The 12,178-nt window shown below is 42.2% G+C and carries 10 protein-coding genes; 9 read left to right on the top strand and 1 reads right to left on the bottom strand.

Features of this window, described 5'->3' with window-relative positions:
- The first annotated feature begins 63 nt into the window (after positions 1–63).
- The 3 genes from AC1TO6_RS11580 to opp4C all read left to right on the top strand — a co-directional run bounded on the left by AC1TO6_RS11580 (position 64) and on the right by opp4C (position 3,770).
- The gene (locus AC1TO6_RS11580) at positions 64–1,698 is read left to right on the top strand and encodes a peptide-binding protein (protein WP_482101747.1); all 1,635 of its coding nucleotides are present in this window, start codon (positions 64–66) and stop codon (positions 1,696–1,698) included.
- Positions 1,699–1,889: 191 nt separating this feature from the next.
- Positions 1,890–2,840, top strand: coding sequence for an ABC transporter permease (locus AC1TO6_RS11575; RefSeq protein ID WP_482101746.1), 951 nt, complete (start codon positions 1,890–1,892; stop codon positions 2,838–2,840).
- Between the two features lie 66 nt (positions 2,841–2,906).
- On the top strand, positions 2,907–3,770 hold the full coding sequence (gene opp4C, locus AC1TO6_RS11570) for an oligopeptide ABC transporter permease (RefSeq protein ID WP_482101777.1): 864 nt from the start codon (positions 2,907–2,909) through the stop codon (positions 3,768–3,770).
- Positions 3,771–3,836: 66 nt separating this feature from the next.
- Here the strand turns inward: opp4C and AC1TO6_RS11565 are convergent, their stop codons facing one another.
- Positions 3,837–5,888 (bottom strand): prolyl oligopeptidase family serine peptidase, encoded by a 2,052-nt coding sequence (locus AC1TO6_RS11565; protein WP_482101745.1) that lies wholly within the window; start codon positions 5,886–5,888, stop codon positions 3,837–3,839.
- A 252-nt stretch (positions 5,889–6,140) separates the two neighbouring features.
- On the opposite strand from AC1TO6_RS11565, the gene desA reads away from it, so the two are divergent.
- From desA to kynA, 6 genes are all read left to right on the top strand, one after another.
- A complete protein-coding gene (gene desA, locus AC1TO6_RS11560; protein ID WP_482101744.1) occupies positions 6,141–7,193 on the top strand; it encodes a Delta(5) desaturase DesA in 1,053 nt (350 codons plus the stop codon).
- A gap of 94 nt (positions 7,194–7,287) precedes the next feature.
- Positions 7,288–8,418, top strand: coding sequence for a sensor histidine kinase (locus tag AC1TO6_RS11555; RefSeq protein ID WP_482101743.1), 1,131 nt, complete (start codon positions 7,288–7,290; stop codon positions 8,416–8,418).
- Position 8,419: 1 nt separating this feature from the next.
- A complete protein-coding gene (locus tag AC1TO6_RS11550; protein WP_482101742.1) occupies positions 8,420–9,031 on the top strand; it encodes a response regulator transcription factor in 612 nt (203 codons plus the stop codon).
- Between the two features lie 389 nt (positions 9,032–9,420).
- Entirely contained in the window at positions 9,421–10,686 is a 1,266-nt protein-coding gene (gene kynU, locus AC1TO6_RS11545) for a kynureninase (protein WP_482101776.1), read from the top strand.
- Positions 10,683–11,330 carry an arylformamidase gene (kynB, locus tag AC1TO6_RS11540; RefSeq protein WP_482101741.1) on the top strand — a complete coding sequence of 216 codons (648 nt, stop codon included), beginning with the start codon at positions 10,683–10,685 and terminating at the stop codon, positions 11,328–11,330. The genes kynU and kynB overlap by 4 nt, the downstream gene beginning before the upstream one ends.
- A complete protein-coding gene (gene kynA, locus AC1TO6_RS11535; protein WP_482101740.1) occupies positions 11,327–12,145 on the top strand; it encodes a tryptophan 2,3-dioxygenase in 819 nt (272 codons plus the stop codon). Before kynB ends, kynA begins: the two co-directional genes overlap by 4 nt.
- The last annotated feature ends 33 nt before the right edge of the window (positions 12,146–12,178 follow it).

Raw genomic sequence — 12,178 nt, 5'->3', positions numbered from 1 at the left:
AGGGGGGAAAGGGATTATTTGTTGGTATTGCGGCTAAAAGGAAAATAAAGGGGGAAGAAAAGTATGTTGAAAAATAGATTTATATTGGGAGTTATCTTCGTATTAATGCTTATAGTTTCTGCATGTTCGGACGGAGAAGTTAAAGAAAAGAGTGACACAAAGGACGGTAAACAATCAGAATCAGAAACAGAAAAAGCGTCAGGTGGCAAATTAGTACTAGGTACGACAGCTGCACCGACATTATTCAACCCATATTTCTCCACAGATACTTCAAGTTCAACGCTTGAAGGATTTATGTTTAGCGGATTAGTAACAGTTAACGAAGATTTTAACCCTGAGGGAGACCTGGCAGAAAGTTGGGAGTTCTCGGATGACGGGTTAACGTGGACTTTCCACTTAAGAGAAAATGTAAAATGGCATGATGGAGAAGACTTTACGGCTGATGACGTTGTATTTTCTTATGGCATTCCATTGGATGAAGGCTACATCGGACCACGTGGATTGGCATTTGAAATTATTGATGAAATAAATAAAATTGATGATTACACGGTAGAGTTTGTTCTTTCTGAACCGTACGCACCATTCATAACAATTACAGCTCAATTTGAAGTACTGCCAAAACACATTCTGGGAGATGTTCCTATTGCTGACCTTGGTAAGGACAAGTTCAATACAAAAGAACCGATTGGAACAGGTCCATTCAAATTTAAAGAATGGAAAGAGGGAGAGTACATTGAGCTCGAAGCGAACGATGACTATTTCCTAGGAGCACCTAAATTAGATGGTATCATTTACAAAATTGTTCCTGATATGAATACGCTAATGGCCCAGTTGGAAGTTGGCGATGTTAATTTGACGAGTATTTCTCCTCAGTATATTGAAACTGCAAACAAACTTCAGGAGAAAGGGAAGATAGAAGTAAGTTCTGGACCTGCAAATGCATTTGAATACATTGGTTATAACTTAAGAAATGAATTGTTCCAGGACAAAAAGGTGCGTCATGCATTAACACATGCAATTGATAAAGTCTCAATCGTAGAAGCTTTATTGGATGGAGCTGGAGTTGTTGCAGATGGACCAGGTAGCCCTGCTAACTGGGCATTTAATCCGGATATGCCGAAGTTTGAATATGATCCCGAAGTTGCAAAGGAATTATTGAAAGAAGCTGGATGGGAACCAAATTCAGACGGTGTGTTAGAGAAAGACGGTAAGAAATTTGAATTTGTTTTGAAAACGACTTCAGCAAATGAAGTTCGTCAGCAAATCGCAGAAGTTGTTCAACAACAACTAAACGAAATCGGCATTAAAGTATCGATAGAAGTACTTGAATGGAGTGCCTACGTAGAACAAACAAGTCCGCCACTATGGAACTTTGATGCTATTGTAGCGGGTTGGTCTATCGGTAGTGACCCGGATCCGACTTGGTTCTGGCATTCATCCGAAATTGAAAACGGCTTGAACTACAACGGCTATTCAAATAAGAAAGTTGACGAACTGCTATCTGAGAACACGAAAATTTCCGATCTAGACGAAAGAAAGAGAATCATTGCTGAAGCGGATGCAATTGTTGCTGAGGATCAGCCAAATACATTCCTATATTATGTAGCGGGTAGTTTAGCAAATGCACCTAATCTTAAGGGACCTAAATACAATGCAGCGAACACGTACTACAAAATACATGAATGGTACATCGAATAACTAAAAATGATTTCTTGTACTGATAGCGAACATCACCTGTGAAATAGACAGATGATGTTCGTACTATTAAAAAAACAAATCTAATGGGTGAATTCTTATCTTTACGTATGGGACCGATTTCCAGTGCAGTATTCTTTAGATATTCAGAAAGCCCCGGTTAACTAAATTTTAAATGAAGGAGCGGACTGGAAATGACTACATATATAGTAAGAAGAATTTTAATGGCTATTCCATTACTTTTTATTATTACTATCATTTCATTTGCCATGATGCAAATGGCACCCGGTGATCCCACGGCGTTAATGATGGATCCCATGATCAAGCAAGAAAACCTAGTGAAATATAAAGAAGCTTATGGGTTAAATGACAACGTAGTTGTGCAATATTTTAGATGGCTTGGTAACATGGCTCAAGGAAACTTTGGAGAATCCCTGATTCGGCAAGGCGTACCTGTTAAAGATTTGATTGTGGCAAGGCTTCCAAATACGTTGATTTTAATGCTTGTGTCAACAATCATTGCTTTTCTAATCTCAATCCCACTCGGGGTCTTCTCGGCTACCAAACGGAATTCATTGACAGATTATTCAATTACGTTTGTTTCGTTTTTAGGGATTGCAACACCTAACTTCTGGATTGGTCTTGTCCTAATCATGTTCATGTCAGTCCACATGGGATGGTTCCCGACAGGCGGCGTCTCTACTCTTGGAGAACCTTTTAGTATTTGGGATCGTATTCATCACTTAATATTGCCTGCATTTGTACTTGCAACAGCGGACATGGCAGGATTAACAAGATACTCGCGTTCCAGTATGTTAGAAGTGTTACGACAGGACTATATTCGTACAGCAAAAGCAAATGGTTTTCGAAATATGACAGTTATTTTCAAGCATGGACTTCGTAATGGACTTATACCGATTATTACAATTATTGGATTAATGTTGCCGTCATTTATAGGTGGATCTGTCATAATTGAGAGTATTTTTGCCTGGCCGGGAATTGGTTTGCTATTCGTTGAAGCCGCATTCCAAAGGGATTATCCGGTAATTATGGCGGTCGTTGTAATTGCAGCAACTTTGGTTGTAATCGGCAACTTACTAGCAGATATACTATACGCCATATTCGATCCACGAATTGAGTATTAGGAGGGGAAAGAAGTGACACCACCAGGATTAAATCCACCAGTAAATGACCCATTGTTAGCAGACGGTATGCAGGATTATATACACGAATCTATTGGGAGAGTCATGTTACGTAAATTTATGAAGAATAAACTAGCTGTCGTAGGTGCAATTATGTTGATTATTATTATCACCTGCGCGATTTTTGCACCAGTGATAGCGCCACAAGATCCGAGTAAACAAGTTTTGATGGATAAACTGAGCCCTCCAGGTGAGAAGTATATTTTAGGTGCAGATAATCTGGGTCGCGACACGTTGAGCCGATTGCTATACGGAGCTAGAGTTTCTCTACTTGTAGGTTTTGTTTCAATAGTGGGTTCAATTTTCATCGGTACGGTAGTTGGTGCGGTGGCCGGATATTATGGAGGTAAGCTGGATGCGATTCTGATGCGGATTGTAGACGCCGTTATATCATTTCCGTCACTGTTTCTGCTAATCACACTTGTGACTATATTTGAACCGAGTGTGATGACACTCATTGGTGTATTTGCAATATTTGGATGGACGGGAACCGCCCGTTTAGTGCGTGGCGAATTCTTATCGCTTCGATCGGCTGAATTCGTATTGGCGGCAAGAACCTTGGGGATTAGAAATGTTAGGATTATTTTTTCGCACATTTTGCCTAATGCAATGGGGCCAATCATTGTTTCGGCAACACTCGGTATCGGGGGAGTCATTTTAGCGGAAGCGGGTCTTAGTTACCTTGGACTCGGTATTCAGCCGCCAATACCAAGTTGGGGGAATATGTTACAAAGCGCTCAAAATCCCCAAATCATGCTTGGGGCATGGTGGTACCCGCTGTTTCCAGGATTTATGATATTGATTACTGTTCTTGCTTTTAACTTTGTAGGTGACGGATTACGTGATGCGTTTGATCCTAAAATAAGTGAATGAAATAGGAAGTTAAACAGAACTGCCCTCAAAATGAAAGCCATTTTGAGGGCAGTTCTGTTTCTCCGTTTAACTTTTAGAAAACATGCCTAGGCCTTTATAAAGAAACGTAAAAATATCGGTATGTTCTTCGATAATTTTCACGGTCGGTTTACCAAGACCGTGTCCAGCGTCTTTTTCGATTCTAAGGAGAATAGGTGCTTCACCAACTTGAGATTCTTGCAAAGTTGCCGCATATTTTTTCGAATGGAGCGGGACAACACGGTCGTCTGTATCTGCAGTTGTGATTAGTGTTGCCGGGTATTTTTGATTGGGTAAAATATTATGAAGTGGAGAATAGGCATAGATTGTTTTAAAGTGTTCCGGATTTTTTTCTGCATTCCCAAATTCAGATGTCCAAAAGCGTCCCACAGTGAAATGTTGATACCTAAGCATGTCAGTTACAGGTACTTGGCAAATGACCGTGTTAAATAAATCAGGTCGCTGGTTCATGCATACTGAAACCAGCAAGCCACCATTACTACCACCCATTATCGCCAATTTAGCAGGATTCGTATAATCATTGCCGATTAACCATTCAGCTGCAGCGATGAAATCATCGAAGACTTGTTGTTTCCTTTCAAAAGTACCAGCTTGGTGCCAATCCTCACCGTACTCGCCACCACCTCTGATGTTAGCAACCGCATAGATGCCACCATCCTCGATAAACATCGCATTGGACGCAGAGTAGGCAGGCGTTATACTGATGTTGAAACCACCATACCCATATAATAGTACAGGGTTATCTCCCGTTAACTTAAGGTCTTTTTTATGCGTAATGAACATGGGGATATTCGTCCCGTCCGTCGAAGGATAAAAAAATTGTTTCGTTACATAAGCAGAACTGTCTAACGCAACTTGTGAGGAAAATATTGTTTCAAGCCGATTCGTTTCAAAATCAAACCTCACAACAGTAGTCGGGCTTAAATAGGAAGTGTAACTGATAAACATTTCTTTTTGTTTTTTATTTGTCGTAATATTCGTCACCGTAATTGTATCAGGGAGATCTAGTTTAGTGCTAAGCGCTCCAGAAAGATCATATAACTTGATCAAATCCTTGGCGTGGTGCAGATACGTTATTACTAATTGGTCATCTACTATTTTTGTAAAGGACATGACACCCTCTTGTTCAGGAATAATTTCTTTCCAGTATTTTTCTTCCAAACGATTAATATCAATGGCAACTATTTTTCCGTTAGCTGCATCTTTATTTGTATAAATATAAAAAGTAGTGCCCTTATTTCCAATGAATGAATAATAGGCATCTCCGGTAGCGGCTAGAGGGATGAAATCCTCGCTACTATCGATAGGTCGATAATACAGCCGGCTTTTGTTTTCAGTCCCTTTCCATGACTCGAGTAAAAGATAGTTATAGTCATCTGAGACGATAGCGCCAAATGCCAGCTCCTTGTCATCGGGTCTTTCATGGATGAGTCTATCCTCAGATCCCGGAGTACCCACAACGTGGAAATAAAGTCGGTTATAGTTACTTTCATCGACAGCGTCCACATCACCAAGTTTCGGATAGCGGCTGTAATAGAAGCCTGTGCTGTTTTCAACCCAGGCAAGACTGCTGAATTTACAACGTGAAATCTTTTCGGGATACTCCACGCCATTTTCCATGTCACGGATACTTATTTCTTGCCAGTCGCTACCGTTATCTGAAAGTGCATAAGCCATTATTGTTCCTTCTTTATTGAAAGAGATATGTGTTAAAGCTGTTGTTCCAGCCGGATTTAGTGCGTTTGGATCGATTACAACTTCGGGTGAGGAATCTAACAGTGACTTCGAACGATAAAATACAGGTTGATTTTGCAGGCCATCATTTTTTTGGTAGTAGTAATAGTCCCCTTCTTTTTGAGGAACAAAGTACTTTTCGTAATTCCAATGTCGGGATAGTCTTTCTTTTAGTTCTTTTCTTTCGGGAATTGTTTTGAAATAGGCTTGTGTGTTGGCTGTTTGTTGCTCATCAAAGTTTTTTGTTTCAATACTCTTATCGTCTTCCAACCATCTGAAAGGATCTTCGACAAGAGTGCCATGATAGTTATCTGTAACAATCTGTTTTTCGTTTCCAATTTTCATGTAGTTAACGCTCCTCTTTTTGTATTTATAGGTGAAAAAAATCTTTACACCTATAAATACATGCAAGTTTTGTGCCGATGATTCAGAAATAGGAAGGAAATCTATCCTTGTGAATTAATTCACAACAAGTGACACTTGTCATATCGATAATCATGACATCTATGCCTTCTGTAAAGTCGGATATTTCTTTATCATTAGATTCAAGATAGTGAATCAGAAAAAGAACATCAGATTGAAGGAGGATTACTCAACATGTCTAAAGAAAAAACGAAGCAGTTACACAAAGACGTTGCCCCTTTTGCGAAGTCAGATAAAAAGAAAAGTATTATACAACTTATCAATACAGTCCCACCATTTCTAATCCTATGGTTCTTGGCTTACCAGAGTTTGTCGGTTTCGATCTGGCTAACATTTGGAATTTCTGTGATTGCATCAGGATTCGTCATTCGGACGTTTATCATCTTCCATGATTGCACGCATGGTTCATTCTTCCAAAACAAAAAAACAAATGACATCGTCGGTACCATTACCGGTATCCTTACACTGTTTGCTTATGAAAAGTGGAAACGTGAACACTCAATCCATCATGCAACAAGCTCGAATCTCGACAAGCGCGGCACAGGTGACATTTGGGTCATGACGGTTGAAGAGTATGTAGAAGCATCGAAATGGCATCGTTTTGGTTACCGGTTATACCGAAATCCAATCGTCATGTTCGGTTTTGGACCGCTTTTCCTTGTACTTATCTCAAGCCGTTTCAACCGTAAAGATGCGCGTAAGAAAGAGCGCAACAATACGTATTTGACGAACGCAGCACTTGTTGTCATTTACACAGGCATGATTCTACTTGTTGGATGGCAGGCATTCCTCCTTATTCAAGGAACAATTATGTTCGTTGCAGGAGCACTTGGAATTTGGTTGTTCTACATTCAACATACGTTTGAAGACTCATATTTCGAAGAGGAATCTGAGTGGGATTATGTGAAAGCTGCTATTGACGGCAGTTCATACTACAAGTTGCCACGTGTGTTGCAGTGGGCTACAGGAAATATTGGTTTCCATCACGTCCATCACTTGTCACCGCGTGTTCCCAATTACAACTTGGAAATGGCACATGAATCGACACCACCTCTTCATGTGGCAACAACGATTACAATCAAAGAAAGTATTTCGTCAATCCGTTACCGGTTGTATGATCCGGAGAAGAAAAGATTTATCGCATTCAAAGACGTAAAGCATATGATTAAATCAGCAAGTCCTTCTATTGATCTGAAACCGAAACGCACAAGTTTCGACCAGAAATAATAGCGAAAGCAGTCATCTCTTCAGAGGATGGCTGTTTTTTTTATCCGGAAATTTGGTACAATGGTAAGTATAGACAGGATGGTGAACGAACGGTATGCAAAGTTGGTATAGTATCTTCCCAAAAAATCCATGGGTCAGTATTTACGCATGGGCTGTATTTTGTTTTCTTCCGTTCTTTTTCATCTTTAGATCATCTTCCCCACTTGAAATAACGATTGGCATTTCGTTGCTATTATTATTTTTCCTGTCCTACATGTTTTCATTCAAATCAAAGAGCGGAATCGTTTATATGTGGATCAGTTTTGAAATTGTGATTAACGTCGCGATGACGCTGTTATTCGGTTATGTGTATTTGTCCATATTCACTGCATTTTTCATTGGTAATATACGAAATCCAATTGGTTTTTTTGTCATATACGGGTTACATATTGCGATTACAATTTTTGCGATTGTCATAGGATTTTTCATTGAAATTGAATTGTTCATCTCACAAATCCATTTCATCCTTATTTGCGTAATTGGTACAGTGCTGTTGCCGTTTAATCTTTACAATCGCAATAAGCGTGAAAACTTGGTTGATCAATTAGAAAATGCGAACGAACGAATTTCAGAGCTGATTATCCTGGAGGAGCGCGAACGAATTTCCCGTGATTTGCACGATACACTCGGTCAAAAGTTATCGCTGATTGGCTTGAAAAGTGATTTGGCCGGAAAGCTGGTATCTCGTGATCCGAGAGCGGCTGAAAGAGAACTGCGGGATATCAGGCAGACTGCAAGTACAGCATTGAAAGAAGTCCGTGAGTTAGTGGCGGGCATGCGGTCGATGAAACTTGAAGATGAAGTGATTCGCATTGAGCAGATGTTGAAGGCGGCTGAAATGGATTATACAATCGAGGGCAATCCATCATTCACCAATATTCCTGCGATTGTTGAAAGTGTCTTAAGCATGTGCTTGAAAGAAGCGGTGACCAATGTCGTGAAACATAGTTTCGGAAAGACATGCTGTGTATCGTTTGAACAGTTGCCAAATGAATTCGTTATCAATGTAGCAGACGATGGAATTGGCATCACGAGAGGCGGAGAAACCTCGCCTGGTAATGGTTTGACTGGAATGCGCGAACGACTTGAGTTTGTCAACGGAAGCCTTCGAGTGGAGGGTGGCGAAGGAACGAAATTATCGATTCGTGTTCCTGCAGTCATACAACATATTATGGAGAGTGATTGACGTGATACGTATTGTCATAGCGGAAGACCAAGGGATGATGCTCGGAGCACTCGGTTCCTTATTGAATATGGAAGAGGATATGGAAGTGGTTGGTAAAGCAAAAAATGGTGAGGAAGCAGTTGCCCTCGTGCGGGAGCACCAGCCAGATGTCTGTATCATGGACATTGAAATGCCTGTAATGACGGGACTCGACGCCGCCGAAGCTTTGAAAAGCGAGTCTTGTAAAATCATTATTTTGACGACGTTTGCCAGAGCTGGCTATTTTGAACGTGCCCGAAAAGCGGGTGTTCGTGGCTATCTGCTAAAGGATAGTCCGATTGAAGAGCTTGTCAATTCAATTCGGACAATTATGGACGGCAGACGGATTTACGCGCCTGAACTCGTCGACATCGCTTACGGTGACGGGGACGAAACTGAAAATCCGCTGACGGAACGTGAAACCCAAGTTCTTAAGCTCATCGCCGACGGCAAGACAACTAAAGAAATAGCAGGGGATTTATTTTTAACGCCGGGCACAGTACGAAATTACATTTCTGCGATTTTGGATAAACTCGACGTCGGTAACCGGATAGAAGCCATTTCTCGATTTAAAGACAAGGGCTGGTTTAAGTAAGTGGATACATATGAAGAAGGAGGCCGGCAGCGATGTCGGTTTTTTTGTTTTTTATTGGAGACCGCCCGAAAACTGGAGTATACCGCCCAAAACCTGGAGCAAACCGCCCGAAAATCGAAGTAAACCGCTCATATCCCGGAGTGGACCGCCCGAAAACCGAGGTATACGGCCCAAAGCTTGGAGCAGACCGCCCGAATGCTGGAGTAAACCGCTCATATCCTGGAGCGGACCGCCCGAAATCCGAAGCAAACCGCTCAAATCCCGGAGCGCACCGCCCGAAAACTGAAGCAAAACGCCCAAACCCCCAACACTATCCCCTCATTACACACCCCACCCAATATGTTACACTTTCACTAATAACAGAAACTTCTCACAAGGGGGAATCGAACATGTTTGAGTTCGAATATGCACGAGGGCTTGACGATAAAGACGGTTTGGCTCATTACAGAAGTGAATTTTACTTACTCAAAAACACCATCTACATGGATGGTAATTCACTCGGTTTGTTGTCGAAAAGAGCGGAGCGCACGCTGCATGACTTACTGGATTCTTGGAGAAATTTAGGCATCGATGGATGGACGGAGGGGGACAATCCTTGGTTTTATTTGTCTGAGTCGGTTGGGGAGAAAATGGCACCACTTGTAGGCGGATTGAGCAATGAAGTGATTGCAACTGGTTCTACAACGACAAATTTACATCAGTTGGCGGCCACATTTTACAAACCTTCCGGAACGAGAACAAAAATTCTCGCGGATGAACTCAATTTCCCTTCAGACATATATGCATTGAAAAGCCAACTTCTGCTTAAAGGATATGACCCTGCCAAACACCTTGTCCAAGTGAAGAGTGAGGATGGCAGATTTTTGCGTGAAGACGATATTATCGAAGCGATGACAGATGACATTGCACTCATTGTCCTACCGGCTGTTTTGTACAGAAGCGGACAAATTCTAGACATGGAAAAACTCGCAAAGGCGGCGAACGCAAGAGGCATCCCAATTGGTTTTGATTTATGCCATTCCGTTGGTTCGGTTGAACATGAATTGCATGACTGGGGAGCGGATTTCGCATTTTGGTGTACGTATAAGCATTTGAATGGGGGGCCTGGTTCGGTTGCAGGATTGTTCGTTCATGACAAGCATTTCAGTAAAGCGCCTGGATTAGCGGGATGGTTTGGTTCGAAAAAGGAATCGCAATTCGATATGAATCATACAATGGATCCAGCGATGGATGCCGCGGCCTATCAAATCGGGACGCCGCATGTACTTAGTCTGGCACCGGTTATTGGTGCGCTTGAACTGTTTGACGAAATAGGCATTAAGCGTATCCGCGAAAAATCGCTTCAACTTACGGATTATATGCTGAAACTCATTCAACAAGAACTGTCTGCGCATGGTTTTGTCATTGGAAATCCAATTGACGATACGCGTGGGGGGCATATCTTATTGGAACACGCTGAGGCGGCGCGCATTTGTAAAGCGTTGAAAGAAGCCGGCGTTATTCCGGATTTTCGTGCACCAAATGGCATTCGACTTTCGCCGGTTGCGCTCTATAATTCTTTCGAAGACGTCTGGCATACGATTCAAAAGTTAAAAGTCATCATGGATGAAAAACGCTACGAAAAGTTTGAGAACAAAAGGGGTGTTGTCGCATGACTGGGAAGTGGATTGATATTTCGCAACCATTGCATAATGAGATTGCCGAATGGCCAGGTGACACGCCGTTTTCTTACCAGGTCGAGTACTCAAAGAATGAAACAGGATCAGTCAATATTGGGAAACTATCTACCAGCACGCATATGGGAACACATATCGACGCGCCTTTTCATTTTGACGATAATGGATTGAAAGTGCTTGATTTACCGATTGATTTATACATCGGACGTGCACGTATCGTTGATGTTTCAGGAAAAGAAAGCATTGGTCGTGCAGAACTGGAAGGCATTGATTTCGGCGGGGCTGAACGGATTTTATTGAAAACAGGAAGCCGTCCTGATCCGAACGTGTTCCCAGAGACGTTTACGTATTTACGGACGGATATTGGGCCGTTATTGAAAGAACGAGGCGTTCGACTTATCGGTGTAGATACGCCATCTGTTGACCCGGAAACGAGCAAGACGGTCAGTGCGCATCATGCGCTCAATGACAATGGCGTCATGATTTTGGAAAACATTGACCTCAGCAAAGTGGATGCTGGCGATTATGATCTGATTGCCTTGCCACTTCCCATAAAAGAAGGTGACGGCAGTCCTGTTCGTGCTGTGCTGCGTGCAATCGAGGGGAGTCGAAAACCGTTATGACGGAAAAAGGAATTCACACGGATTTCAAAGATACGATGACATACGGGGAGTATTTGAATCTGGATACATTGCTGTCGAGCCAGCAACGCTTGTCCGGCCATCATGATGAGATGCTGTTCATCGTTATCCACCAAGTGAGCGAACTGTGGATGAAGCTGATTTTGCATGAACTCAACACAGGTATTGAATTGATTGAAAAAGACGAACTGCCGGAAGCGTTTAAAATGCTGGCACGCGTATCAAAAATTCAGACGCAAATTATTCAGGCATGGGATGTATTGTCGACGTTGACGCCTGCTGAATACATGGAATTCCGGGACAGTTTGGGGCGTGCATCGGGTTTCCAGTCCTACCAGAATAGGCTTATCGAGTTTGCCCTCGGTTACAAACAATCGCATATTTTGAAGATTTACGAGAAAGATACTGAACTTGTGAGTCGCCTTGAGACGGCTTTCCGTGCGCCGGGTATTTACGATGTAGCGATACGTGCGCTTGCGAGAGCCGGCTTCGCCATTAATCCAGAACTACTCGACCGCGATTTCTCTGTTACGTACAAAGGGGATGCGTCGGTAGCTGCTGCGTGGCTTGAAGTCTATCGCAATGTAGATGATCACTGGGATTTATATCAGCTGGCGGAGAAGCTAGTCGATATTGAAGACAGCCATCAGCAGTGGCGTTTCCGTCATATGAAAACCGTTGAACGAATCATCGGTTTTAAAATGGGGACGGGCGGTTCGTCGGGTGTCAATTACTTAAAGGCTGTTCTCGACCACCAGTTCTTCCCAGAGCTATGGGATGTACGGACAAAGTTGTAAATGGGAAAACTCCGCCAACTATTTTTTGTCGGC

The organism is Sporosarcina sp. Y352 (genome assembly GCF_056786535.1).
Note: the sequence above shows the minus strand (reverse complement) of the source record. Positions and strands in the feature narration are given on the sequence as shown.

Bases quoted from the DNA above. Each gene is read 5' to 3' on its own strand.
- kynA (WP_482101740.1), top strand. From the start codon at position 11,327: ATGACGGAAAAAGGAATTCACACGGATTTCAAAGATACGATGACATAC.
- desA (WP_482101744.1), top strand. From the start codon at position 6,141: ATGTCTAAAGAAAAAACGAAGCAGTTACACAAAGACGTTGCCCCTTTT.
- AC1TO6_RS11565 (WP_482101745.1), bottom strand. From the start codon at position 5,888: ATGAAAATTGGAAACGAAAAACAGATTGTTACAGATAACTATCATGGC.
- opp4C (WP_482101777.1), top strand. From the start codon at position 2,907: ATGCAGGATTATATACACGAATCTATTGGGAGAGTCATGTTACGTAAA.
- AC1TO6_RS11580 (WP_482101747.1), top strand. From the start codon at position 64: ATGTTGAAAAATAGATTTATATTGGGAGTTATCTTCGTATTAATGCTT.
- kynU (WP_482101776.1), top strand. From the start codon at position 9,421: ATGTTTGAGTTCGAATATGCACGAGGGCTTGACGATAAAGACGGTTTG.
- AC1TO6_RS11575 (WP_482101746.1), top strand. From the start codon at position 1,890: ATGACTACATATATAGTAAGAAGAATTTTAATGGCTATTCCATTACTT.
- AC1TO6_RS11555 (WP_482101743.1), top strand. From the start codon at position 7,288: ATGCAAAGTTGGTATAGTATCTTCCCAAAAAATCCATGGGTCAGTATT.
- kynB (WP_482101741.1), top strand. From the start codon at position 10,683: ATGACTGGGAAGTGGATTGATATTTCGCAACCATTGCATAATGAGATT.